Origin of the sequence: Novosphingobium sp. LASN5T (genome assembly GCF_003856955.1) — a bacterium.
GTDB lineage: Bacteria > Pseudomonadota > Alphaproteobacteria > Sphingomonadales > Sphingomonadaceae > Novosphingobium.
The window spans coordinates 71,093-96,827 of the sequence record NZ_RQSI01000005.1; the positions used below are offsets into that span (position 1 = coordinate 71,093).

Annotated in this window: 21 protein-coding genes; 7 read left to right on the forward strand and 14 right to left on the reverse strand. The window is 67.3% G+C overall.

The window, feature by feature from the left end; all coding sequences use genetic code 11:
- Window positions 1–48 precede the first annotated feature (48 nt).
- Window positions 49–2,286, forward strand: coding sequence for a beta-glucosidase (locus EH199_RS05640; protein WP_124808299.1), 2,238 nt, complete (start codon window positions 49–51; stop codon window positions 2,284–2,286).
- 7 nt (window positions 2,287–2,293) lie between these two features.
- Here the strand turns inward: EH199_RS05640 and EH199_RS05645 are convergent, their stop codons facing one another.
- Window positions 2,294–3,226, reverse strand: a complete 933-nt coding sequence (locus EH199_RS05645) for a formylglycine-generating enzyme family protein (protein WP_124808366.1) — start codon at window positions 3,224–3,226, stop codon at window positions 2,294–2,296.
- A 56-nt stretch (window positions 3,227–3,282) separates the two neighbouring features.
- A complete protein-coding gene (locus tag EH199_RS05650) occupies window positions 3,283–4,077 on the reverse strand; it encodes an enoyl-CoA hydratase (protein WP_124808300.1) in 795 nt (264 codons plus the stop codon).
- A 129-nt stretch (window positions 4,078–4,206) separates the two neighbouring features.
- On the opposite strand from EH199_RS05650, the gene EH199_RS05655 reads away from it, so the two are divergent.
- The 3 genes from EH199_RS05655 to EH199_RS05665 are packed head-to-tail and all read left to right on the forward strand — an operon-like array spanning window position 4,207 to window position 7,448.
- Window positions 4,207–5,265, forward strand: a complete 1,059-nt coding sequence (locus tag EH199_RS05655; protein WP_124808301.1) for a maleylacetate reductase — start codon at window positions 4,207–4,209, stop codon at window positions 5,263–5,265.
- Window positions 5,266–5,293: 28 nt separating this feature from the next.
- Window positions 5,294–6,136, forward strand: a complete 843-nt coding sequence (locus EH199_RS05660) for an intradiol ring-cleavage dioxygenase (protein WP_124808302.1) — start codon at window positions 5,294–5,296, stop codon at window positions 6,134–6,136.
- The gene (locus EH199_RS05665; protein WP_206694932.1) at window positions 6,129–7,448 is read left to right on the forward strand and encodes an MFS transporter; all 1,320 of its coding nucleotides are present in this window, start codon (window positions 6,129–6,131) and stop codon (window positions 7,446–7,448) included. Before EH199_RS05660 ends, EH199_RS05665 begins: the two co-directional genes overlap by 8 nt.
- Here EH199_RS05665 and EH199_RS05670 read toward each other — a convergent pair.
- The 6 genes from EH199_RS05670 to EH199_RS05695 form a co-directional block, all read right to left on the reverse strand.
- A complete protein-coding gene (locus EH199_RS05670; RefSeq protein ID WP_190287149.1) occupies window positions 7,436–7,873 on the reverse strand; it encodes a hypothetical protein in 438 nt (145 codons plus the stop codon). The genes EH199_RS05665 and EH199_RS05670 overlap by 13 nt on opposite strands.
- 10 nt (window positions 7,874–7,883) lie before the next feature.
- Window positions 7,884–8,405: a methylamine dehydrogenase light chain gene (locus EH199_RS05675; protein ID WP_124808303.1), complete on the reverse strand. Its 522-nt coding sequence runs from the start codon at window positions 8,403–8,405 to the stop codon at window positions 7,884–7,886.
- Entirely contained in the window at window positions 8,402–9,031 is a 630-nt protein-coding gene (gene mauD, locus EH199_RS05680) for a methylamine dehydrogenase accessory protein MauD (protein WP_223806488.1), read from the reverse strand. Before mauD ends, EH199_RS05675 begins: the two co-directional genes overlap by 4 nt.
- On the reverse strand, window positions 9,028–9,570 hold the full coding sequence (locus EH199_RS05685; RefSeq protein ID WP_124808305.1) for a MauE/DoxX family redox-associated membrane protein: 543 nt from the start codon (window positions 9,568–9,570) through the stop codon (window positions 9,028–9,030). Before EH199_RS05685 ends, mauD begins: the two co-directional genes overlap by 4 nt.
- Window positions 9,567–10,739, reverse strand: a complete 1,173-nt coding sequence (locus EH199_RS05690) for an amine dehydrogenase large subunit (RefSeq protein ID WP_124808306.1) — start codon at window positions 10,737–10,739, stop codon at window positions 9,567–9,569. Before EH199_RS05690 ends, EH199_RS05685 begins: the two co-directional genes overlap by 4 nt.
- 64 nt (window positions 10,740–10,803) lie before the next feature.
- Window positions 10,804–13,173, reverse strand: a complete 2,370-nt coding sequence (locus tag EH199_RS05695; protein WP_223806489.1) for a TonB-dependent receptor — start codon at window positions 13,171–13,173, stop codon at window positions 10,804–10,806.
- A 334-nt stretch (window positions 13,174–13,507) separates the two neighbouring features.
- Between EH199_RS05695 and EH199_RS05700 the strand changes: the two genes are divergently transcribed.
- Window positions 13,508–15,610, forward strand: a complete 2,103-nt coding sequence (locus tag EH199_RS05700) for a PQQ-dependent dehydrogenase, methanol/ethanol family (RefSeq protein WP_124808307.1) — start codon at window positions 13,508–13,510, stop codon at window positions 15,608–15,610.
- 28 nt (window positions 15,611–15,638) lie between these two features.
- Here the strand turns inward: EH199_RS05700 and arsC are convergent, their stop codons facing one another.
- From arsC to EH199_RS05720, 4 genes are all read right to left on the reverse strand, one after another.
- The gene (gene arsC / locus EH199_RS05705) at window positions 15,639–16,067 is read right to left on the reverse strand and encodes an arsenate reductase (glutaredoxin) (RefSeq protein WP_124808308.1); all 429 of its coding nucleotides are present in this window, start codon (window positions 16,065–16,067) and stop codon (window positions 15,639–15,641) included.
- Between the two features lie 16 nt (window positions 16,068–16,083).
- The gene (gene arsB, locus EH199_RS05710; RefSeq protein WP_370449667.1) at window positions 16,084–17,142 is read right to left on the reverse strand and encodes an ACR3 family arsenite efflux transporter; all 1,059 of its coding nucleotides are present in this window, start codon (window positions 17,140–17,142) and stop codon (window positions 16,084–16,086) included.
- Window positions 17,143–17,153: 11 nt separating this feature from the next.
- The gene (locus EH199_RS05715; protein WP_124808310.1) at window positions 17,154–17,540 is read right to left on the reverse strand and encodes a helix-turn-helix transcriptional regulator; all 387 of its coding nucleotides are present in this window, start codon (window positions 17,538–17,540) and stop codon (window positions 17,154–17,156) included.
- Between the two features lie 92 nt (window positions 17,541–17,632).
- Window positions 17,633–18,619 (reverse strand): AraC family transcriptional regulator, encoded by a 987-nt coding sequence (locus EH199_RS05720; RefSeq protein WP_124808311.1) that lies wholly within the window; start codon window positions 18,617–18,619, stop codon window positions 17,633–17,635.
- A gap of 274 nt (window positions 18,620–18,893) precedes the next feature.
- Here EH199_RS05720 and EH199_RS05725 point away from each other — a divergent pair, with 274 nt between their 5' ends.
- Together EH199_RS05725 and EH199_RS05730 are read left to right on the forward strand one after the other, a co-directional pair.
- Window positions 18,894–20,447: an aldehyde dehydrogenase family protein gene (locus tag EH199_RS05725; protein ID WP_124808312.1), complete on the forward strand. Its 1,554-nt coding sequence runs from the start codon at window positions 18,894–18,896 to the stop codon at window positions 20,445–20,447.
- Window positions 20,448–20,726: 279 nt separating this feature from the next.
- A complete protein-coding gene (locus tag EH199_RS05730; protein WP_124808313.1) occupies window positions 20,727–23,051 on the forward strand; it encodes a TonB-dependent receptor in 2,325 nt (774 codons plus the stop codon).
- 208 nt (window positions 23,052–23,259) lie between these two features.
- Here EH199_RS05730 and EH199_RS05735 read toward each other — a convergent pair whose 3' ends face one another.
- Complete coding sequence (locus tag EH199_RS05735; RefSeq protein ID WP_124808314.1) at window positions 23,260–24,447, reverse strand: SO2930 family diheme c-type cytochrome; 1,188 nt, start codon at window positions 24,445–24,447, stop codon at window positions 23,260–23,262.
- 11 nt (window positions 24,448–24,458) lie between these two features.
- Window positions 24,459–25,703 carry a parallel beta-helix domain-containing protein gene (locus tag EH199_RS05740; protein ID WP_206694931.1) on the reverse strand — a complete coding sequence of 415 codons (1,245 nt, stop codon included), beginning with the start codon at window positions 25,701–25,703 and terminating at the stop codon, window positions 24,459–24,461.
- Window positions 25,704–25,735: the final 32 nt, after the last annotated feature.

Sequence of the window (25,735 nt, forward strand, 5' to 3'; positions counted from 1 at the left end):
CGCCGGACGCGCGCCGACTGGATAAGACAAGAAACGGGGACGGGAACGATGAACAGGACAATGATGAAAGCGGGCCTTGCCATCCTGCTTGGCACGGCCGCCACGGCGGTCGTGGCGCAGGACCGGGTTGCAGCGGCCGGAAACGGTCCGGCCGCACCGAACAAGGCCGGCGAAGACGCGCTGCGCCGGGCCGACGCAACGCTGCGGCAGATGACACCGGACGAAAGGACCGTGCTGACCCACGGGATCATGCCCCTGCCGGTCGGCGTCAGTCCGCCGCCGATTCCGGCGGATGCCATTCCCGGCGCCGGCTATGTCGGCGGCATCGCCCGGCTGGGCGTTCCCGCACTCAAGGAAACCGACGCCAGCCTTGGCGTGGCCTACGTGTTCGGGCTGCGCCGCGATGGGGCCACCGCGCTGCCATCGGCCCTCGCCATGGCATCGACCTGGAATCCCCTCCTGATCGAACAGGGCGGCGCGATGATCGGCGCCGAAGCGCGCGCCAAGGGCTTCAACGTGATGCTGGGGGGCGGCGTCAATCTGATGCGCGATCCGCGCAACGGCCGCAATTTCGAGTATTTCGGCGAAGACCCGCTGCTCAGCGGCACGCTCGCCGGTCATGCGATCCGGGGCATCCAGTCGAACCACATCATCGCCACGATCAAGCACTTCGCGCTGAACGGGCAGGAGACTGGCCGCAAGTTCGTCGATTCCCGAATTTCCGAAGGCGCGGCGCGCGAAAGCGACCTGCTGGCCTTCCAGCTCGGCATCGAGATCGGCAATCCGGGCTCGGTGATGTGCGCCTACAACAAGGTCAATGGCGACCCGGCCTGCTCCAGCAGCTGGCTGCTGAACACGGTGCTCAAGCGCGACTGGGGCTACAAGGGCTTCGTGATGTCGGACTGGGGCGCAGTGCCCGATCTTCAGGCGGCGATGAACGGGCTGGACCAGCAATCGGGCGGGCAGCTCGACAAGGCGATGTTCTTCGATCGCCCGCTGGCCGAAGCCGCCGCCGGCAAACCCGCATGGGCCGCGCGGCGTGATGACATGAACCGCCGCGTGCTCTGGGCGATCTACGACAACGGGCTGGACAAATTTCCCGTCAGCCCCGGCGGCAAGATCGATTTCGACGCGCATGGCAAGATCGCGCAGGATACCGCCGAACAGGGCATCGTCCTGCTGCGCAACGAACGGGGAGCCTTGCCGCTTGCCGCTTCGGCCAAAAAGATCGCGGTCATCGGCGGATACGCCGACACCGGCGTTGTCTCGGGCGCGGGCTCAAGCCAGGTGCAGGGCCAGGGCGGGCCGGCGGTATCGATCCCGCTGGGCGGAGGCAGCGGTTTCGCGGCCTTCATTCAGGAGGCCTATCACCGCTCCGTGCCGCTGAAGGCGATCAGGGCGCAAGCCGGCGATGCCGCCGTTACCTATCGCAACGGCCGCTACATCTCGGAAGCGGTTACGCAGGCGAAGCAGGCCGATGTCGCGATCGTGTTCGCCACGCAATGGTCGACCGAAGGGTTCGACCAGCCCGATCTCACGCTGCCCAACGGGCAGGACGCGCTGATCGCGGCGGTGGCGGACGCCAATCCGAACACGATCGTCGTGCTCGAAACCGGCGGACCGGTGCTGATGCCGTGGCTTGGCAAGACCGCCGCGGTGATCGAGGCATGGTATCCGGGGGCACGGGGCGCGGAAGCGATTGCGAACGTGCTGTTCGGCAAGACCAATCCATCGGGCCGCCTGCCGATCACGTTCCCGGCCGCCGAAAAGCAGCTTCCGCGCGAAAAGGTCGATGGCTTCGACGTGCTCGAACCCGATTTCACCGGCAATCCGCCGCACGCGGACATGGCCCTTGTCGCCAACTACGACATCGAGGGCTCCGACCTCGGTTACCGCTGGTTCGCCCGCAAGGGGGAAAAGCCGCTGTTCCCGTTCGGCCACGGCCTGTCCTACACCACCTTCGCCACTAGCGGCCTCAAGACCGATGGCGCAACGGCCACGTTCACGGTCGCCAACACCGGCCAGCGCGCCGGCGCGACGGTGGCGCAGCTTTACATGGTCACGCAGGCGGGCGCGCGCCGGCAGCGTCTGGTGGGCTACGCACGCGTCGATCTGGCGGCAGGCGCATCGCAACCGGTCACGGTCACGATCGATCCGCGCCTGCTGGCGGACTGGAAGAACGGCGCATGGTCCATCGCCGGCGGCGATTACGGCTTCGCGCTAGGCGAAAACGCGGACGCGCTCAGCCCGGTCGTCACCGTGCGCATGAAGGCGCGGCGCTGGTAGGCGCCGATTACCCCGGGCGCACCACGCAGCGAAAGCCGATGTGCGTGGTGGAGGTATCGACCATTTCCGGGTGGCGCGCCGCCGGGCGGTAGCGCTGGCAATAGTTCGCCGCGCAGAGGTGCGATCCGCCCTTCAGCACCTTGCGCCCGATGCGCACCGCCGGCTGCGCCGGATCGTAGCTGCCCTTCAGCTTGCCGCCGCGCGGGTTGGAAACCGTACAGCAGGAACCCTTCGGCTTCTTGGGATCGGCTTGCGCCGCATGGTCGCTCCACCAGTCGCAGGTCCATTCCCAGGTGTTGCCGATCATGTCGTAGAGGCCATAGCCGTTGGGCGGAAAGGACCGCACCGGGGATGTCCGCTCCCATCCGTCCAGGCACTGGTTGGCGAAAGGGAACAGGCCCTGCCAGTAGTTCGCCAGCATCTGCCCGCCGGGCGCCAGTTCGTCACCCCAGGCGTATTCGCTGCCTTCCAGACCACCCCGCGCGGCATATTCGTATTCGGCTTCGGTCGGCAGATCCTTGCCCGCCCAGCGCGCATAGGCATCGGCATCCGCCCATGCGACATGCACAACCGGGTGGTCCCACAGGTCCAGATCGTCCAGCGAACTGCCGGGGCCAAGCGGATGGCGCCAGTCCGCCCCGAATTCGAAGTGCCACCAGTTGCCCGGTGCGCTCATGTCCACCGGCCCGCGCGTCTTGCGGAACACCAGCGATCCGGCGCGGTCCATGCCCGGCAGCATATCGGGATAGTCCTTCGGATCGGGCGCGATCTCCGCCTGCGTCACATGCCCCGTCGCCTCCACGAAGCGCGCAAACTGGCGATTGGTCACCGGCGTCTCGTCGATGTGGAAGGCATCGACCTTCACGCGGCGCAGCGGCGCTTCCTCCGGATAGAACGCTTCCGATCCCATCGTGAAAGTGCCGGCCGGGATGGCTATCATTCCCGCGTGCAGGTCCGTCACGGCTTCCAAACGCTCTTCCTTCCCCATCGCTACGCTTACACGCCCGCCCATACCGGCGCCCGCTTTTGCAGGAAGGCGTCGATCCCCTCGCCGGCGTCCTCCTCCATCATGTTCCGCGCCATCACTTCCGTGGCCAGTTCATAGGCATCGGCGCGCGGGCGTTCGCGCTGGGCATGGAACAGCGCCTTGCCATGGCGGATCGCGGCGGGGCTCTTGGCCATGATCGTCCGAACGAAATCGTCCACCGCCGCATCGAGATCCCCGCGCGCAACGGTCCGGTTGGTCAGACCCCAGCTCTCCGCCGTGGCCGCATCGATGAACTGCCCCGTCACCAGCATCTCGAACGCGCGCTTGGCCGGTACGTTGCGCGATAGCGCGACAGCCGGCGTCGAGCAGAACAGGCCGACGTTGATCCCCGAAACGGCGAACCGCGCATCGGAGGAAGCGACCGCGAGATCGCAACTGGCGACGAGCTGGCATCCCGCCGCCGTGGCGATGCCGTGCACGCGCGCGATCACCGGCACCGGCAGGTCGGCGATGGCCTGCATCACCTCGGTACAGGCACCGAACAGATCGCGATAATAGGCAATGTCGGGCGTGGCGCGCATCTGGCGCAAGTCATGCCCCGCACAAAACGCGCGGCCCGCGCCGGACAGCACCACGCAGCGCGCCGCGGGATCGGCGGCCACAACGGCCAGCTCGGCTTTCAGCGCCGCCAGCATCTCCTCCGACAGCGCGTTGAACTGCGCCGGGCGGTTGAGCACCAGATCGAAGCGCCCCCGATCGCGATGCACGAGGACGAGGGGGTCATCTTGGCTGGCAGACGTCATCGTGCGGGCATCCTCGATCCTGTTGTGGCCGACACCGGATTTTGCTTCGTATAGCGTACAGCGACTGCGAAAAACCGATTTTGCGCCTTGCCGCCGCCGCCCACCATGCGCCTTTCCCGCAGGAGGCCCATGCTCGACCGCTTCGCCTATACCACGTTGCCCGCACGCATCCTCTTCGGGCCGGGGATCGCGGCACAACTCGCCGGGGAAATCGAGACGCTCGGCTGCCGCCGGCTGCTGCTGGTTTCGACGCCGGGGCAGCGGGACAAGGCGCAGGCGATCGCCCAACCGCTCGAACGCAGGATCGCCAGCCATTTCGCCCATGCCACGATGCACACGCCGGTCGAGGTGACGGAAGCCGCGCTCGCGGAATTCCGCGACGTGGATGCCGATGGCGTGCTCGCTTTCGGCGGCGGCACGGCGGTTGGCCTCGCCAAGGCAATCGCCCTGCACACCGGCTGCCGGCAGGCGATCGTCGCCACCACTTATGCCGGATCGGAAGTGACCCCCGTGCTGGGGCAGACGGCAGCGGGCATGAAGACCACGGTGCGCGATCCCCGGCTGCTGCCCGATCTCGTGCTCTACGATCCCGAACTCACGCTGGACCTGCCCCTGCCGACCAGCATTACCAGCGGCTTCAACGCCATCGCGCACGCGGTGGAGGCGCTCTACGCGCCCGATCGCAATCCCGTTTCCAGCCTGATGGCGCTGGAAGGCGCGCAGGCGATGGTGGGAGCCCTGCCCCGCATCGCCGCCGATCCCCAACACCTGCCCGCGCGGACCCGCGCGCTCTATGCGGCATGGCTGTGCGGCACGGTGCTGGGCGCGGTTGGGATGTCGCTGCACCACAAGCTGTGCCACACGCTGGGCGGCAGCTTCGGCCTGCCCCATGCCGAGGTGCATACCGTGATCCTGCCGCACGCGCTGGCTTACAACACCCCGGCGGCGGTGGCGGAACTCGCCCCGCTGGCGCAAGCGCTGGGCGACGATCCCGCGCGGGCGCTGCACCGGCTGGCGCGCGACCTGGGCGCGCCGACATCGCTTGCAGCGCTCGGCATGGCGGAAAGCGATATCGACCGCGCCGCCACGCTGGCCACGCAGAACACCTACCCCAACCCGCGCCCTGTCGAACGCGGAGCGATCCGCGATCTGCTGGCGCGGGCGTGGCAGGGAGAGCAACCGGCATGACCGGGCCAATCATCAGGGAGCAAGGCGCATGAGCTATTTTACGGAGGCGCAATCGGCCGAGGCGGTCAACGCCCGGCTGGGCGCGGACATCGACCCGCGCCTTGACCGGATCATGCGCTCGCTGGTCACGCACTTGCACGCTTTCATCAAGGACGTCGAACTGACGGGCGAGGAATGGGCCAAGGCGATCGACTTCCTGACCGCCACCGGCCGCATCTGCAGCGCGGAACGGCAGGAGTTCATCCTGCTGAGCGACGTGCTGGGCGCATCGATGCTGGTCGATGCGATCAACAACCGCCGGCCGGACAAGGCCACGCAGAACACGGTGCTCGGGCCGTTCCACGTCGCCGGCGCGCCGGTGCGGGAAATCGGCGAAAGCATCTGTCTGGATGGCGAAGGCGAAGCCTGCCTGTTCGAAGGCATGGTTACGGACATAGCGGGGCGGCCCGTCGCCGGCGCGGAGATCGACGTATGGTCCGACAACGCCGATGGCTTCTACGATGTTCAGCAACCCGGCGTACAACCGCAATGGAACAATAGGGGCCGATTTATAACCGATAGGGATGGGCGATACGCCTTCATCGGCATCAAGCCCGTATCCTATCCCATCCCGCACGACGGTCCGGTGGGCCAGATGCTCGACGCGACCGGGCGGCATCCGTGGCGCCCGGCGCATACCCATTTCATCGTCTCCGCGCCCGGTTTCGACCGGCTGGTGACGCATACGTTCGTTGCGGGCGACGCATGGCTGGAAAGCGACGCGGTGTTCGGCGTCAAGGCGCCGCTGATCGTGGATTATGAACCCACGCCCGATGCCGCAACCCCGTGGCGCTGCGCTTTCGATTTCGTGCTGGCGCCTGCCGATGCGTGAGAAGCCCATCGCGCAGGACAGCGCCGCATCGTGGTACGTCGTGGCGATCTGCATGGCCGCCTATGTGCTGTCGTTCGTCGACCGGCAGATCCTGTCGCTGCTGATCGGACCGATCCAGGCCGATCTCGGCATCAGCGACACCCAGTTCGGCCTCCTGCACGGCTTCGCTTTCGCGATCTTCTACGCCACGCTCGGCGTGCCGATCGCCGGCTTTTCGGACCGGATGGCGCGCCCGGCGGTCATATCCGCCGGCATCGCCGTGTGGAGCCTCGCCACCGCCGCCTGCGGCCTTGCCGGCAGCTTCGCCGCGCTGTTCGGCGCGCGCGTGATGGTGGGCGCGGGCGAAGGCGCGCTTTCCCCGGCCACGCAATCGCTGATCGCCGATCTCTTTTCCCGCGAAAAGCTGGGCCGGGCGCTGGCGGTCTATTCGCTCGGCTCGTTCGTGGGCGCGGGGCTCGCCTTTGTCGCGGGCGGCGCGGTGATCGCGGCGGCGACGGCGCACGGCACGGTGCATATCGCGGGCCTGGCGCTGCGGCCCTGGCAGCTGTGCTTCATGATCGTGGGTCTGCCGGGCCTGTTGCTGGCACTGATCGTCGCCATGACCGTGCGCGATCCTCGCCCCGCCGCAAGCGCGGAACGGGCAGACCTCCCGCCCGGCATCGGCGCGGTTTTCGCCATGATGCGCCGGCATCGCGCGATCTTCGGCCCGCACCTTGCCGGCTATGCGCTGACCGGCTGGGCGCTGTTCGGCACGCTGGCCTGGGCGCCCGCCGTGCTGACCCGCGCTTTCGGATTCGATACGCGCGAGGCCGGGCTATGGCTCGGCCTGATCGCGACCTGCGCGGGTGGCGGCGGCGCCTATGCCAGCGGCTGGCTGATGGACTTGCTCGACCGTCGCAGCGGACGGGGTGACGGCGCGCTGCGCGTCGGCATGATCGGCGGGCTATGCTCGGCGCTGTTCGGCGGCGCACTGGCCTTCGCGCCTTCGCCGGGCACGGGCCTGGTGCTGCTGGCGGGTTTGCAGTTCTTTTCGTCGTTTCCCATCGCGCCGTCGGGCGCGCTCGTCCAGATTGTCGCGCCGCCGGCCATGCGCGCGCGGGTTTCGGCACTGCTGATCTGCTGCACGTCGCTGCTGGGCGCGGGCGTAGGAACGCTGCTGATCGGCCTGCTGAACGACCATCTGTTCGGCGCGGGCGCCGGGATCGTGCAATCGCTGGCGCTGGTGACCGTGATCGGTGGCGTGGGCGCGGCGACGATACTCGCGCCCGGATGCAAGCCTTTGCGCGCCTTCGTTGCGGGTCAGCGGGCCTGAACCCGCGCCTCGGCCATTGCCGCCTTGAGCCGCGCGCGGACCGGCCCCGGCGACCGTAGCCAATCGGCACGCAGCCGCGCCACCTCCTCGGTCGTATAGTCCTCGAACCCCGCCGGCATCGGCCCCATCCGGCGGACCAGCCAGTTCATCAGCCGGGCCACGTCGGCATCGCTGAGGCGTGAGGTGGAAACGCCGGGCACGCGCACCAGATACTCGCGCCCACCCGGCAAGGCTGCGAAAGGACCGAGCTGCCCGCGCATGTCGGGCACCTTGCCCGCCATGCCGCGCCCGTCGGGCAAGTGGCATCCCTGGCAGTGCAGCGCATAATCCACCCACGCGCGGTGCGCGCGCTCGTCCGGCGCCGTGCCGGTCGCCGCGACGCCGAACACCAGCGCCAGCGGGAGCAGGACAACCGGTCGCCGCACGGCCGCGCCGTCAGTCCGCCGGCCCGAGCACGACCGACGTGGAGCAGTGGTAGGCGACCCCCGCCTGCGTGCCGAGGCACCAGTCGAGATCGTTGGACGTGGTCGGCTGGTAGGTCGGCGTCGCGCCTTCGTCGCGGCTGCAGTTGCAGCGGCCGCACGCGGATTTGCCGCAGCAATCGTTGTAGCTGATGATGTAATTGCGCCCGTCCACGGGGTTGCGGCAGGTGCCGACCCAGGTGATCGGCGAAGGCTCGGTTCCCGGCGGGCACGAGGATGCCGAACCGCCGCAGCACGAACAGAGGAAGCCGTCCACCGCACAGTAGCGCCAGTATTCGCAGGACATCGGATCGCCCTGCTCCTGCACCTGCACGGGATTGGGCGCGCGTTCCGCGCGCGCGCGCGCCACCGGCAGCAGCGTGGCGGCACCCGACACGGTCAGGAAAGCGCCCAGCCGCCCGATGAAGCCCCGGCGCGACGTGCCGCGCGCGGCGCTGCGGGCCAGGTATTCGGCGGCGCGGTCCAGTCTTCTCATGCTTTGCTTCCCTGGTTCTGCCCCAGCAGCCCCGCCGCGCGGGCGCGCTGGAAATCCTGCAGCGAGGCGACGCCGATCCGGCTCGCTTCGAACAGGCTTTCAAGATGTTCGCGGTTGTTGATGAGGCCCTTGGCCACGATCTGGTTGTTGGCGTCGATCAGCACGGCATGGGGCAGCTTCGACACCTGGAAGGCGATGCCGAGCGGCGTCGACAGCACCAGCGGGAAGGCCTCCAGCCGTTCGCGCACGACCATTTCGTATTGCGCCTGCGCATCGCCATCGCTGGCCAGCACCACCTGCAAGGCGTCACCCTGTTCGCGCGCGATCGATTTGACCACGGGAATCAGCGACTTGCACACCGGGCAGGTCGGCGAAAGAAAGAACAGCAGGGTGGATCGCCCGTCCGCCGGACCGCCGATGCGCACGGCGCGGCCATCGATGGCTTCCAGTTCGAACGCCGGCGTCTCCTGCCCCACTTCGGGGCCGCCCGGCAGCATCAGCGCGCCGACCGGACCAAGCCGTTCGTGCAGCATCCCCACCTGCCGCAGCAGCGCGACGACCACCAGCGCCAGCACGAGCACCAGAATCCACAGCGCGATCAGCGCGGCAATCACGGCATTGGTCACGAGCGGATCTCCTTGCGGGGAAGGTGCAGCGCCATGTCGGCACCGGCATGAATCAGCGCCATCAGCGCGAGGCCGCCGAGCAGGGTGACGGCGTCGAGCCATACCAGCGGGCGGGAGGAAACCGGCAGCAAAGCGGTCAAAACCGCCGCAAGCAGGAGCGCGTTGCGGCCGACGAGGCCCCAGCGCAGTTCGGGCACGCGCGCGCCGAAGCCGAGGCAGCCGCAATCGATCCGCGTGTTCCCGCGCAGGAGATTGATGGCGATAGCGGCCGCATAAGCCCCCAATAGCAGCGCGCAACCGAGCACGCCGGCCCGGCCCAGAGCAGGCCACAGGGGGCTGGCCAGCGCCGCCGCGCCGGCCGTGATTTCCGCCGCGATCACCGCTGGGGCTGCAACGGACTCCCCTCCGGCGGGCAACAGGCGATAGGCGCCCAAGGTTGGCACGAAACGCGCCAGATCGCGCATTTTATGCACGCCCGCCGACACGAACAGGCATCCCGCGCCGATCGCGGGCAACAATGCGAGAACGGGATCGATCATCGCGCGCCCACCGTGGCCACGACCGGCGCGGGCTGGATCAGCGTGAGGTCGGCCCCCAGCCCTTCCACCTTGCGCAGGACCGCCCCGGTGCCCGGATCGCGCACCGCCAGCGTGCCGCTGCCGAACAGGGTGGTGTAGAGCAGCGGCGCATCGTCCCCGCTGACGGCCACCGCGCTGGCCGGCTGGTCGAGCGCGATGCGGGCGGTGCGCTTGGCCGAGGCAACGTCATAGACCCAGATTTCCTCGCCGGGATATTTGTGGGTGCCCGCGCCGCCCTTGTGCATCAGCACGAACAGCCGCCCGCTGGGCGCGTGGTAGGCCAGCGGCTGCAAACCGCCCGGCCGCCACGCGGATTCGTCCGGCCCCGCCAGCTTCCAGCGCGCCTTCACCGCGATCTGCCCGCCGGCCCCGTCGATCACCGCGACATCGCCGGCAAAGGTGGTGAACAGCCAGGTCGATGGGCCGATCCGCACCGGCTTGTCGCTGGCGGGATCGTCGGCGGTGAACAGCGGCTTGGTCGTCGCGCCCAGACGGACCGCGCCGTCCGCATCGAGCGCGACCGCCTGCAACGATCCGTCGGCGCATTGCATCAGGAATCCGCGCGGCCCGGTCATGTGCATCAACCCGCAGCCGGGCGTCGGAAATTCGCCCACCAGCTTGCGCGCCTGCGCATCGACCACGCTGACCGACTGTTCGGGCGTGAAATTGTACACCAGCAGGAACCGCCCGTCGTCGGTCAGCGGCATGGTGGAGGGCAGCGGCAGCGACTGGATGCGCTTGGCCGGGATCTCCACCTCGTCGCCCGGCATCAGGTCGCTGATCTTGAAGAACGTGACGACATCGGTGCGCGTGCCCCGGCTACCGCGCGAATAGTACGTGCCCGGCACCATCGCCGTGCGCCCTTCGGGCGAGACGGCGACACCGGTGTGCGACATGCCGCCCGGAATCGTGCCGAGGAAATGGCCACTGTCCGCATCGATCAGATAGGCGCGGCCATCGGCGATGTGCAGGAAGCTGATGTCGTTCACCAGCACCCAGTGCGGCGGCATCTGCTCCTTCAGCTCGACCGTGGTCAGTTCCTCGGGCTTCAGCGGCGCTGGCTTCGGCGGCGCGGCCATCGCGTGCGACGCGCCGAGCGCGAGGAGCGAAAGGGCAAGCAACGTCTTCATCGCATACTCCGAAACGAAAACCGGCCCCGCGCCCGCTTCCCCATAGCCGTGGGCCGAGCGGCAATCACCACTTCACGCTCGCGCTGACACCATAGGTGGCGGGCTTGGCGTACATAGCGGTGGTGCCGAGCGGACCGAGATTGAGCGTATACTGGCGATAAGCCTTGTTGAAGACGTTGCGGCCGAACACCTCGATGCTGAACCGGTCGTCCGCGCTCGTCCAGGTCAGCGAGGCGTTCGAGACGTTGTAGGCCTTCTGGAACGAGGACGCGCCGTTGGTCACTTCGAGATACTGGCCGTCGTACCACGCGCCATCGAACTGCGCGGCGACATTGCCGAGCGCGGTGTCGATGTCATAGCGGAACAGGTAGTTCACGCTGAAGCGCGGCGCGTTGGGCAGCTTGGCATTGGTGACAGTGGCCGCCGGGAACGTGCAGAAATAGTTGCCGGTGCCCTGATCGACGCAATATTGCGGCACGCTGGCGCCGGGGACCAGCACCGAGAGGTACTCCGACCCCGCCGTCGCCACCGACTTGACCTTGCTGGTTTCCCAGGTCGCGCCAAGGTTCACGTTGAAGTGCGGGACCGGCCGGAGCCACGCCTCGAACTCCGCGCCCGTTGCCGTGGCATCGCTGTTGCGGACCTGCGGCACGTTGGCGATCAGGGCGAAGGCCTGATAGTTCTTGTAGCTATAGTGGAACACGGTGGCGTTGGCGCGGATGGTCTTGCTGTCGTTGGACCACTTGATGCCGCCCTCGAACGCGTTGAGCGTCTCCGCCTTGTGCTGGAAGGTCGAGGCATCGATCGCGGGGCTGAGCGTGAAGTTGCCGCCCTTGATGCCCCGGTTCCACGATGCGAACAGCAGCGTGTTCGCCGCCGCCTTGTAGTTCAGCGTGGCGCGCGCCGCCCAATCGCCCTTGGAGATGCGATCGACGCCGGGGATCACCGCATCGAAGCTCTGGTTGGAGGCCAGCTCCACCGTGCTGCCGTCCGAACTGACGAGCGAATGGTAGGTAACGCCCTTGGTGTCCTTGGAATAGCGCAGGCCGGTAATCAGCGTCAGCGCATCGGTCAGGTCGTATTCGGTCTGCGCGAACAGCGACCAGTTCTTCGAGGACAGGCGATAGGTCTCGTCGATCGAGGGGTTGCTGCCACCCAGCCCCACGGCCACCGCCGCGCCCAGCGCCGGGTTGCCGGTGGTCACGGTATGGCCGTTGATCTTCATGTCGAGGTAATAGAACCCTGCCTGCCAGCGGAAGCGCGGCAAATCGCCCGACAGGCGCAGTTCCTCGCTGAACTGGCTGTAGCGCGCCTGCGTCTCGTAGCGGATGAGGTCGAGCGGCGTGGCGTCGCCATCCTCGAGATAGGACTTGGTGAGCTTGGTATAGTTGGTGATGCTGGTGAGCTTGATGCCGCCCAGATCGTAGGCCAGCTTGCCCTGATAGACATCGATCTTGCGATCCAGGAAACCGGGCACGTTGGAGAAGTTCTGGTAGGGACTGGCCTTCTCGCCGGTGATGCCGTTGATGACCCCGCCGGTGCCGTTCGAGAGGCCGGCGGCATCGGTGGTGCAATAGCCGTTGTCCTGCAGGTTGCAGTTGTCGAAGACATAGCCGCCGGTAGCGACGTGATCGTCCTGCGAATGCTTGTACCACAGGTCCAGCTTGCCGTTAGGGCCAAGGTCCGCCTGCACCGTGCCGCGCACGGCCCAGCCGTTTTCCCCGCCCAGCGCCTGCCCGTCGCTTTCGAACACGCCCGGCAGCGCGGCCGCCGGCTTGATGTAGCCATCGGCCTTGGCGACGCGGCCCGCCACGCGGAAACGCAAGCCGGAGGTGATGCTGCCGCCCACCGCGCCTTCCAGCGTGCGCCGGTTGAAGCGTTCGTAGGTGCCCGAGGCATAGCCGTTGAAGTCCGCCCGGCTGGCATCGTTGCTGACGTACTGGATCAGGCCGCCGGTGGCGTTGCGGCCGAACAGCGTGCCCTGCGGCCCGCGCAGCACTTCCACGCGCTGCACATCGAACAGCTGGCCGGAAATGCCGTTGATCGAGCCCATGTAGGCATCGTCGACATAGACCGCGACCGGGCTTTCCAGGTAGTCGGTGAAGTTGTTCTGCGAAATGCCGCGCAAGTTGAAGATGGTGACGTTGGGCGACCAGGCGTTGAGCTGAAGCCCCGGAACGTGCTGCGTGATCTGGGTGGTGTCGGTCACGCCCAGCGCCTTGAGCTGGTCGCCCGAGAACGCGGTGATCGAGATCGGCACCTTGGCGACGTTCTCGGACCGCTTGGTGGCGGTCACCACGATATCGCCGAAGCCGCTGGTCGCGTCCTGCGTGGCGGTTTGCGCCTCCTGCGCGTGCGCCGTCCCAGTCATGCCGGCGATCGCAACCGCCATGGCCAGTATGCTCGACGCCGCTTTGGTTTTCCCGAAGGTCATGCCGGATGCTCCCTGATCGCCGGCACCAACTGGTGCTTTTGTTGACCGGATGCTCGCCGAGGGGCCTTGGTATTTCAACAGTATAGAAATGCCGAAAACGTACATCCGCCGCGCATTGCGGATTGCCGGAACGCAAAGCGGCCAAGCTCTGCGGAACCCGCAGGCGGGGTTCGCGAAATCGGTTGAAACCTGTGGCCGAAATGACGCGCTTTGCGTACAGCGCCGTTCGCGTTCCGGATAGCGCCGCACCGTCAAATCGGGTGCCCTTCGGCCCTCAGCGACAGCGGGCGCGGCCGTGACCGGCCTCGTGCCCCTTCCATATGGCGGAACCCGGATGAAGACCAAAGCGATCCTGCTGACCGCGATCTGCGTCAGCGCCACGGCCCTTGCCGCGCCGAAGCCCGCGCCTGTCCGCGCCAGCACCGAGACCGCCAGCGCAGATACGGACTGGGCCATGCACGGCCTTGATCCCGGCGAGACGCGGTTCAGCCCGCTGGCCGGTATCGACGCCACCAACGTCGCCCGGCTGGGCGTGGCGTGGAGCGCCGATTTCGACGCGCGAACGCTGCGCGGGGTGGAAGCGACGCCGATCGTGGTCGACGGCGTGATGTACGTCAGCGGCCCGTGGAGCGTGGTCATGGCGCTGGATGCGCGCACCGGCCGCGTGCTGTGGCGCTACGATCCGCAAGTCGATGGGGCCACGGCGCGGCGCGGTTGCTGCGACGTGGTCAACCGGGGCGTCGCCTATGCCGACGGCAAGGTGTTTCTGGGCGCGTTCGACGGACGGCTGATCGCGCTCGACGCGAAGACGGGGCACGAGGTCTGGTCGATCCAGACCACGGACCGCGACCGGAACTACACCATCACCGGCGCGCCGCGCATCGTGAAGAACCGCGTCATCATCGGCAACGGTGGCGCGGAATACGGCGTGCGCGGCTATGTCACCGCCTATGACGTGGCCACCGGCAAGCAGGCCTGGCGCTTCTACACCGTGCCCGGCGATCCGGCGAAGGGCTTCGAGAACAAGGCCATGGAAATGGCCGCCGGCACCTGGTCGGGCAAATGGTGGAAGGTGGGCGGCGGCGGCACCGCGTGGGATTCGATGGCCTACGATCCCGAACTCGACCTGCTCTACATCGGCGTGGGCAACGGCGGACCGTGGGATCGCACGGTGCGCAGCGCCGGCAAGGGCGACAACCTGTTCGTCTCCTCGATCGTGGCGATCCGGCCGGAGACGGGCGAATACGTCTGGCATTTCCAGGAAGTGCCGGGCGACGAATGGGACTACACCGCCACGCAGCACATGATCCTGGCCGATCTGGAAATCGGCGGACGAACCCGCAAGGTGCTGATGCAGGCGCCGAAGAACGGCTATTTCTATGTGCTGGACCGCGCGACCGGCGAGTTCATCTCGGGCACGCCCTATGTGCCGCTCAACTGGTCGAAAGGGCTGGACCCAAAGACCGGCCGCCCCGACATCGTGCCGGCCGCGCGCTATGCCGAAAGCGGCGCGCCGTGGCTGGGGCTGCCCTCGCCCGCGGGGGGGCACAGCTGGCAACCGATGAGCTATGATCCTTCCCGCCGGCTGGTGTTCCTGCCCACCGCCGAAATGCCCTATGGCTATGTGTCGGCCAAGCCCGGAAGCTTCGCCTACGATCCGCGCGGGTGGAACACGGGGCAGGACCCGGCCGCCTCCTCGATGCCCGAAGATCCCAAGGTGCGCGCGCAGATCCGCGCGATGATGAAAGGCGCGCTGGTGGCGTGGGACCCGGTGGCCGGGCGCAGGGTGTGGAGCGTGCCGATGCCGCTGCCGTGGAACGGCGGCGTGCTCTCGACCGCGGGCGGGGTGGTGTTCCAGGGCAACGGCACGGGCGAATTCGCCGCCTATGCCGCCGACAGCGGCCGCAAGCTGTGGTCCGTGAACCTGGGCAGCTGCATCGTCGCCGCGCCGGTCACCTACCGCATCAAGGGCGTGCAATACGTCTCGGTCGCGGTCGGCTGGGGCGGCATCCTGCCGCTCAACATGGGCGAGGCGCTGAAGGAAGCGGTCGGCCCGCGCGTGAACCGCATCGTCACCTTCCGGCTGGATGGCAAGGCGCCCTATGCGCTGCCGCCAGTCGATCCGAAGGTGCTGCCACCGCTACCCGCCAGCGCCGGCGATCCCCGGCAGGTGGACGAAGGCCGCACGCTGTTCCACGTGCGCTGCTGGATGTGCCACGGGGATACGGCGGTGAACCACGGCGGCGTGCCCAACCTGCGCTATTCGCAGGCGATCACCGATCCGCAGATGTTCGCCGCCTTCGTGCTGCAGGGCGTGGGCGAACCGCAGGGAATGCCCAACTTCGCCAAGGACCTGACCGCCGCGCAGGCCGAAGCGATCCGCACCTATGTGGTGAAGCGCGCGCTGGACCTGAAGGCCGATCCCGACGCGCCGTGAGCAAGCGTCGTCGCGCCCTCCCGCTGGTTCAGGCGATGCGGTTTCCGTCGGCGTCCACGACCGCTTCTCCATCTTCCTTGGAGAACGCCGCCTGCTGACGCCGGGGCAGGAGATCGAGAACTTCCTCGGACGGGCGGCACAGGCGGACGCCGAGCGGCGAGACCACCAGCGGGCGGTTGATGAGGATCGGATGCGCCATCATCGCATCGATCAAGGCGGCGTCGCTCAGGCTTTCGTCGGCCAGGCCCAGTTCGGCGTAGGGCGTGCCCTTCTCGCGCAGCAGGGCGCGCGGGGTGATGCCCGCGCGGGCGATCAGGCTTTCAAGGAGAGCGCGCGACGGCGGAGTCTTCAGGTACTCGATGACATGCGGTTCGATGCCGGCATTCCGGATCATCGCGAGCGCGTTGCGCGAAGTGCCGCAATCGGGATTGTGATAGATCACGATGTCGGTGGTCATGGTCGTTCCTTGACGTTCAGGCGATCGCCGGGGTTTTCCCGCCGCCAAACCAGTTGCGGCGGAACCACAGCGCGAGATTGACGAGGGCGATCAGCACCGGCACTTCGACGAGCGGCCCGATGACGGCGGCGAAAGCCACCGGCGAGGCAAGGCCGAAGGCGGCGATGGCAACGGCGATCGCCAGTTCGAAATTGTTCGAAGCGGCCGTGAACGAAAGCGACGCCGTGCGCGCGTAGTCCGCGCCACTGGCCCGGCCGAGCGCGAAGGCCAGCACGAACATCACCACGAAGAAGATCACCAGCGGGATCGCCACGCGGACGGCATCGAGCGGCAGCGCGATGATCTCGCCGCCTTTCAGGCTGAACATGCACACGATGGTGAAAAGCAGCGCCACCAGCGTGACCGGGCTGATCGCCGGCAGGAACGTGCCCTCGTACCAGGCCGCCCCGCGCATGCCGATCAGGACGCGCCGGACGAGATAGCCGCCGAGGAATGGCATGCCGAGATAAGTCACGACGGCCCTCGCGATCGTTGCGAAATCCACGTCGACCATGTGCGCCTCCATGCCGAACAGGGGCGGCAGAACGCCAAGGTAGAACCAGGCGTAGGGGACGTAGAACACGATCTGGAACAGCGAGTTGAACGCGACAAGGCCCGTCACGTACTCCGGGCTTCCCTCGGCCAGCTGGTTCCACACCAGCACCATGGCGATGCACGGCGCGATGCCGATCAGGACGAGCCCGGTGAGGTATTCGGGCCTGTCCGGCAGGAACAGCGCGGCGAGCGCGAACATGAAGGCGGGAGCGACGACCCAGCACAGTACGAAGGACAGCGCCAGGACCCTGCCGTCGCGAAAGACCTTGCCGAGTTCCTCGTACCGCACCTTGGCGAGCGGCGGAAACATCATGAGGATCAGACCCATGGCGATGGGAATGCTGGTCGAGCCGACCGACATCGCCCCCAGTGCGCGCGGAACCGATGGCGCCAGCGTGCCCAGAACAATCCCCACGGCCATTGCCGCGAAGATCCAGACGGTCAGATAGCGATCGAGAAACGAAAGACGCGGATGCGCCACCACCGGCCGGGTCATCGTGCAACCATCCTCTTGCTAGTCGCCGCGTTGCCCGCGGAGTCTTCGTCCGCGGCCGGAGCGCATGCCAGGTTTGCGCCGCAGGGAGCCCCGCCGCAGCAGTTTTCGGTGAGATAGGCCATGAGACCATTCATGGCGGGGTAGTTGGCCGAGTAGATGATGGACCGGCCCTGCCGGCGCTGCCTCACCAGTCCGGCATGGGCCAGCTGGGCCAGATGAAAGCTCAACGAGGACGCCGGCACCGCCAGACGACCGGCAAGCTCGCCCGCAGGCAGCCCTTCCTCGCCCGCCTGAACCAGCAGGCGATAGGCGGCCAGCCGATGTTCCTGGGCAAGCGCGCCAAGGGCGCGGACAACCTGTTCCGCAGCAAACGATGATTCCATATTTCCAATATTATGGAAATGATATGGCGCGTCAAGAGGATGACCGCGCCGCGGGGCAACGGTCGCGCCATCAGGACCGCGACGATGCGCGCCTATCCCCGCTTGCGCAGGGTTTCCGAGGGGAGGCAGCCGTATTGCTGGCGATAATACTGCGCGTAACGGCCGAAATTGACGATGCCGCATTCGAGCATCAGTTCGGTCACGCTGGCGGCGCCATCGCTTTCCATCAGCGCGCTGTGCAGCTTTTCCAGCCGGTGGCGGCGGACGTATTCCAGCGGCGTTACGCCCAGGAAGTGGCGGAAGCCGCTTTGCAGCGAACGCACCGAAACGCCGACCTGCGCCGCCAGCGCGGCGATCGAAATCGTCTCCTCCACCGAATCGTGGATGATCTCGCGCGCGCGGCGGACGTGGCGGGGCGAGATGTCGTTGCCGTGAAGCGCAATCTGTTCGGAATAGCTGTTGCAGTAATTGCCGAGCAGCACTTCGGCGAGCAGCATCCCGTACTGGCGTTGCAGCCGCTTGTTGCCCATCGTGATCGGGCAAAGCTGCAACTGCCCGCAGATGTGGGTCAGCATCCCGCGCCACACCAGCGGCAGTTCGCGCGTGCCTTCGCGCCCCGGGTAGAATTCCAGGCGGCGCTGGACCGGGATGTGGAGCTGCTGGCCGAGATAATCGGTGCAGATCGACGCGGGCATACGCACCGCGAGGTGGCGGCAGTTGCCCGTCATGTGGACCTTGAGCGGCGTGCCGGGCGAGGACACCATCAGTTCATCGGGCCGCAGCTGGTAGCGGTTGCCATCGGCCCACATCACGGTTTCGCCATCGAGCGCGAGATGGACCAGGAAGTGATCGTCCTCCAGCTGCGCCTCGACATCGACCTCGGTGCCGTACTGCAGATCGACGAACTGGATCGCGCCGAGTTCCATGCTGTAGATGCGCGCATCGATCGGCTCCGCCCGGCCGCAATCGAAGCGGTGGCGCGAAAGGCGCTTCGAAAGGTGTTCGTGGACCACGTCCGCCCGATCCGAATGGAAGGACTGAACACCGGCGACATTCGACTGGGCAAGGACGGCTAGCATGTGGCGGCTCCCTGAGCGCGACGGTTTGCCCGCCGTGTGTTCTCGCTTGCACTGTTACCCGGCTCACGCGGCCTGATCGGGTGCCGATCATGAGAACCGCGTAGCCGAGTCCTCATCCGATGCAGGACACTGAAAGCCGCGTCTCCTGTCAAGAGGCGTGCGCCTTCCTTTTGCCGGATCGGCACGCGGCCTGCGCAAAGTGGATAGCGCGGGCGCGAACGCGCCTCCTACGATCGCGGAACGTCAGCACCATCCACGAAAAGGTGACCCTGAAATGAGCGACACGCTGGACATCGCAAGCACCGCCGGGGCGAGCCCTTCCGCCACCGTCGGGTCCGGCGCGCAGGCCGCCAGCGCCCCGACGCAGGCCTTCCTCGCCCACCGGCACGGCCTGTGGATCGATGGCGCGCAAGTACCGGCCATCAGCGGCGACCGGCGCACCGTGATCGATCCGGCGACCGGCGCGCCGATCGCCGAGGTGGCCGAAGGCGGCGCGGCCGACATCGACCGCGCGGTGGCCGCCGCGCGCACCGCGTTCGACACCGGCCCCTGGCGCGCGCTGCGGCCGGTGGAGCGCGAACGCCTGCTGCTGCGCCTGGCCGACCTGATCGAACGCGATGCCGATCTGCTGGCCGAGCTGGAAGTGCTGGACAACGGCAAGATCCTGCCCATGGCGCGCCACGGCGATCTGGTCCTCGCCATGGATTCGCTCCGCTACATGGCCGGCTGGGCGACCAAGATCGAAGGCACGACCATCGCGCCCTCGTTCCATTACGTGCCGGGCCTCAGCTTCACTTCGCACACCATCCGCCAGCCGGTGGGCGTGGTCGGGCAGATCATCCCGTGGAACTTCCCGCTGGTCATGGCGATCTGGAAGATCGCGCCCGCGCTGGCCGCGGGTTGCACCGTGATCCTCAAGCCGGCCGAGGACACGCCGCTGTCCGCGCTCTATCTGGGTGCTCTGATCGCCGAAGCCGGATTTCCGGCCGGCGTGGTCAACATCGTGACGGGCGGCGCGGCGGCGGGCATCGCGCTGGTCGAACATCCGCAGGTCGACAAGATCGCCTTCACCGGATCGACCGAAGTCGGGCAGGAAATCCAGCGCCGCGCCGCGACCACGATGAAGCGCCTGAGCCTTGAACTCGGCGGCAAGAGCCCGGTGGTGGTGCTGGGCGACTGCCCCGTGCAGATGGCGGTGGAAGGCGCGGCCGGCGCGATCTTCTTCAACCACGGGCAGGTCTGCACCGCCGGTTCGCGGCTGCTGGTCCACCGCAGCATCTATGCCGATGTGATCGACGGCCTCGCCGCCGTGGCCGATGGCATGGTGCTGGGCGCGGGGCTCGATTCGGCCAGCCAGATGGGGCCGCTGGTTTCGGCGAAGCAGCGCGCGCGCGTCGACGGCTTCGTGCAAGGCGCGCTGGCGCAGGGCGCGCGGCTGGTGGCGGGCGGCGCGGCCCCCGACGGCCCCGGCTTCTTCTATCGCCCCACCGTCTTCGCCGACGGCACGCCCGAGATGACGCTGTGCCGCGAGGAAGTGTTCGGCCCGGTGCTGGTGGCCATGCCGTTCGACAGCGAAGAGGAAGCGCTGGCGCTGGCCAACGATACCCGCTTCGGCCTCGGCGCCAGCGTGTGGACGCAGAACCTGGGCGCGGCCAACCGCTTCGCGCTGGGGCTGAAGGCGGGCAATGTCTGGGTCAACGCGCACAATCTGCTCGATCCGGCAGTGCCGTTCGGCGGCCACCGGATGTCCGGCTATGGCCGCGAACTGGCGCACGCGCCGCTCGAACTCTACACCGAGGCGAAGTCGGTGACGGTCACCCTGCTCTGAGCGCCTCCACCCCTTTTTGACGCCCCGCCCCCCGGGAAGCCGCCGCGCCCTCACGCGGCGGCTTTTTGCGTATGCGAAGGGTGCGAGCCAATAGGCCGGCCTTTTTGGGAAATCCTTATTCGCAATCGCACCACGCCTTGCCGAACGCGCACATTGGCTGCGGATAGCGAATTGCCGCTGCCCGGCGAAATCCGGAAGTTCCCCGCAATGACGGCCGGCGCGGAACCGGACGCAGAAGTTCGCAGGCCCCGCCACGCAACTTTCCAATGAGGGATCACAATGACACCGGGAAATCACCGACACATCGGCCGCACGATCGCGGCCGGACTGCTGGCCGCAACCGCGCTTTCCTTCGGCGGCATCGCCCATGCCGAGGAAACGACGCCCGGCACTTCCGCCAGCACCGGCCTTGAGGAAATCACCGTCACCGCGCGCAAGCGCAAGGAATCGCTTCAGGAAACGCCGATCGCGATTTCCGCCTTCTCCGGCAACGCGCTGGAACAGCGGCAGGTCAGCTCGGTAACCGGGCTGGACCGGGTGGTGCCCAACCTTGTCGTCAGCGAGACGGCGCCGGTCGGCGGCAGCAGCGCGGCCGCCTCGTTCTTCATCCGTGGCATCGGCCAGACGGATTTCAACCAGAACACCGAACCGGGCGTGGGCATCTATGTCGACGGCGTCTATATCGCGCGTTCGGTCGGATCGGCGTTGCAGCTGGTGGACCTCGAGAACCTCGAAGTGCTGCGCGGGCCGCAGGGCACGCTGTTCGGCCGCAACACCATCGGCGGCGCGATCAACATCACCACCAAGAAGCCCGGCACGGAACTGGGCGGCACCGCTTCCGTCACCGGCGGATCGGACCACCTGCTCCAGTTCAAGGCGACGCTCGACGCGCCGATCACCGACCGCATCCTGACCAAGCTGACCGTGTTCTCGCGCAACCGCGACGGCTATGTCACGCGCACGAGCGACGGCGTCGATCTGGGCAACGACAACAAGTTCGCCATTCGCGGCGATGTCCGCCTGCTGCCGACCGACACGCTGACCATCGACGCCTCGATCGAACGGATGCGCGAACGCGAACACGGCGCGCCGCTGCAACTGATCGCGGCCTATGCCGACGCGCCCTTCGCCCAGTACAACAACCTGGCGCTTAACGGCGCCGTCTGCGCCACCACGCCCACGGCCGCGCCGTGCTACGGCTCGCAATGGATCGCGCCGGCCGGCAAGGATTACGGCACCGGCCGCGTCGTTTCCAACATCGACGTGCTGGGCGTGAACGTGACCGCCAACTGGAAAGCACCCGAACCGATCCTGGGCAGCGAGATCGCGGTCAAGTCGATCACCGCGTGGCGCAAGCTGGATTCGATCTTCGGCGCCGATCACGATCACAGCCCGGTGCTGATCGACCACACCTTCAACGATTATTCGCAGCGCCAGTTCTCGCAGGAACTCCAGGTCACCGGCTCGTCCAAGCTGCTGAACTGGGCGGCGGGCGTCTACTACTTCCGCGAAAGCGGCACCGACGCCAACACCGTGGACTTCTCGATCGGCAGCCTGCTGAGCGGCGGCGCGATCCGCAACCGCAGCCTGGCCTTCTATGGGCAGGCGACGCTGAACATCACGCAGGCCCTGTCGATCACCGGCGGTATCCGCCATACCGACGAAGACAAGCTGTTCCTGCCCAACCAGGTCTATCTGACCGACTTCGTCGCCAGCGCGACGCAGATCCTGCCGGCGGGCACGCCGCAGGTGCTGCCGGGCGCGACCGGCAAGCTGAAAGTCAACGAAACCAACTTTCTCGCCAATATCTCGTATAAGTTCACGCGCGATATCATGGCCTATTTCAACTATTCGGACGGCTTCAAATCGGGCGGCTTCACCCAGCGCCTCGCCGGCCCGCCATTCATCTCGCCCCCCTCGTTTTCGCCGGAATACGTCAAGGTCTACGAGGCCGGCATCAAAAGCGAACTGTTCGACCGGCGCGTGCGCCTGAACCTTGCCGCGTTCCAGACCGACTACAAGGACATCCAGCTCAACGTCCTCTCGCCCGGCCTGCCCAACCCGTTCACGATGAACGCCGCCAAGGCCCGCATCCGCGGGTTCGAAGGCGAACTGAACACGCGGATCGGCGGCGGCTGGGCGTTCAACGCCTCGGTGGGCTACCTCGACGCGAAGTATCTCGCGGCGAGCGGCGGCATCATCCTGCACACCGTGGCGGGTGACATCCCGGTCGGCACCGGGCTGGTCAACGTGAACAGCAAGTTCGTGAACGCCCCGAAATGGACGGCTTCGGTGGGCCTTGCCTACACCGCCGAAACCGCCATCGGGAAGTTCTCGCCGCGCGTGGACTGGGCCTATCGCAGCGACGTGTTCCTCGATGCGCTGAACACCCCGCTGCTCCACCAGCCCGGCTATGGCCTGTGGAACGGCACCGTGAGCTATACCGACACGGCGGAAAACTGGACGGTGAGCGTGGGCGCGAAGAACATCTTCAACAAGCGCTTCCTGGTCGCCGGCTACGCCGACGTGGGCGCCTCGGGCTTCGTCGAAGGCGTCTACAACCGTGGCCGCGAATGGCAGATCGAGGTGCGGCGCAAGTTCTGATCTTCGAGTGGACGTGGAGAAGGCGCGGGCTAGCGCCCTTCTCCTCCGATCGCCGCGCCACCCTTGCCCCGTCTCCTTATGGAGGCGGGGCTTTTTCTGCGGCGACCATATCGCTGCGGAAGGCCCACCCCGCTGCGACTAACGCCGCCTGCGGTGGCGCAAGTCTCGCTCCCCTCCCGCTTGCGGGAGGGGCCTGGGGTGGGATGGCTTATTGCTCCGAGGCCAGCCGGCACTGGCCTTCCATCCGCTCGATCCAGCTGCGCACCAGCGCGATGCCTTCGGCATGGACCAGGCTGCGGCCGATTTCCGGCATCATCGTGCCCGGCACGTTCGAGCGCAGGCGATAGAGCAGGATCGACTTTTCCGGTTCGCCCGGCGCCACGTCGAACGGCAGGCCGCCGCCGCCATGCCCGCCGGCCACGATCTGCTTGCATACGCCAATCCGGCGCGGGCTGGCCCAGTCGGCCCCGTGTTCATGGCCCTGATCGAACCACAGCCCGGTGGTGCGCGCGGCGCCGACGGGCGAATGGCAGTGGCTGCAATTGATGTCGAGATAGCTGCGCGCGCGCGCATCGACGGGCAGGCGCTCGTCATGCCAGTCGACGTTGCGCGGCGCGGACGCCGCCGCCGGCGCGCCGGTCAGGTAGCCCAGCCGCTGCAGCCGCGTAAGCTGGTTGATCGTGCCGAACTTGCCCGGAAAATCGCGGTTCAGGTGCCGCGCCTTGATCCCGATCGGCTCGATATGGTTGATCTCGCCCGTCGTGAAATTCGGCGCGTGGCAGTTCGCGCAATCGTTGGCGTTGGGCACGACATAGACGAAGTCCTTGCGCTCCGCGCCGTCCACCATCGTCAGCGGGATCGCATCGCCCACGCGCTCCAGCGTGGCATCGCGCTGGTCCTCGTCCCAGACATAGGGCAGCGCTACCCAGCCGCCCGCGCGATGGACCAGCAGGCGCGTTTCCATCAGGCGCACGTGCGCAAGCCGCAAGCCGCCCACGCCATCCTGATAGTCGCTCGCCCGCGCCTTGACCACGTCCGTGCTCTCGCCCGTGTGATCGGCGGGCGCGACGGGGTAGTAGAACGTCTTGGCGATGACCGTGCCCACCGGCAGGTCGAACGCGCGATCGGGATTGTAGGCCGCTTTCTTCCCGTTCGGAATGAACAGCACCCGCCATTTCAGCGCGTAGTCGGTGAACAGCGGGGTGGCGAGTTCGTAGGTCACGCCCGATGGCGCGGCGGCCAGCCGGTCGCCCGCGCGCTGGATCAGCTTCCATTGCGAGAGCTTCGCCGGAAAATCCTCCCGCGATCCCGCCGCGCTGGAATGGTGCGTCAGCATCGCGAAGCCGAGAACGGAAGCGACCAGCGACCACAGCACGAACCGCAGGGATTTCGGCACCGGACAGCCCCCTAGCGGATGACGACAGGCGGCTGGCGCTTGAAGCCGTCGCAGCTCTTGCCGTCGATCACGGCGAACTTGCCGGGGCTTTTCGGATCGAGCCGGATCAGCTTGTCCGGCCCGGACGCGAGGCAGATGCCGTTGTCGTCACCGGGCGCGCGGGTATAGCCGTCCCATACCACGTTGGTGCTCTGGCCCGCCGCGCGGATCACCGGGGCCGCCGGGAAGCGCTCCGCATCAGGCGCGTTGCCGCCACCCGAGATACGGTTGCCGGCGATCAGCACCCGGTCCGGATAGGGATCGTGCTCGCCGGGCGCGCCGGCCTCGATCTTGTAGTCGGTCGAGAAATCGCTGGCGATGGCGATGCCCATGGTATCGTTGTTGCGGATGTCGTTGTCGAAGATCTCGACGTCGTCGTTGGCCAGCACGATCATGCCGGTGCCCTTGGGCACGATGCTGACCGCCGTGCCCTTGGCCGCGAAGTTCGGAGTGTTGTTCGCTTCGGACACGTTGTTGTGAATGCGCGTGCTGTGGCCGGGCTTGGGCAGGTTGGGCATGTTGAACACAAGGATGCCGCCGGTGTTGCGGGTGGCGACGTTTTCATAGACGTCCGCGTTCGTCGAGTTCTCGATCTCGATCCCGGCGACGTTCAGCTCCGCCCGGTTGCGGCGCACGATGATGTTGTCCGACTGCCCGACATAGATGCCGGCGTCGGAGGAACCGAACACTTCGCTGTCTTCGATCAGCACGTCGGTGCAGCCCACCGGGTAGATGCCATAGGCGCCGTGGGTGCTGTTGTCGGGATCGGTCCAGCGCACGCGCACGTTGCGGAAGGTGACGCCCTTGGTGCCGTTGATCTTGATCCCGTCGCCCTTGGTGTCCTGCACGGTCAGGTCGCTGACGACGAACTGGTTGCCCGTCACCAGCAGGCCGACCGGACCGGCGACCATGCCCGCGAACGACAGCACGGTCTGGTCCTTGCCCGCGCCCTTGATCGTCACACCCGAGGCAGTGAGGCCCAGGCCGCGCGAAAGGCGGTACTTGCCGGCGGGAATGATTATCACGTCCCCGGCCTTGGCATCGAGCAGCTGTTCCTGGAGATGCTTTTCGAAGGCGCGATCGGTGACGAAGCCATCGGCATCGGCCTGCGGACCCGCCGCCCAGGCCGGCCCGGCCAACCCCAGCGAGCCCAGACCCGCCACCATCAGCGCACTGCCCAGCAGCGCCGCGCGGCCGCGTACAAATCCTGCCTTCATCGTTCTCTCCTCGCTTGGTGCGATCCCGTGTG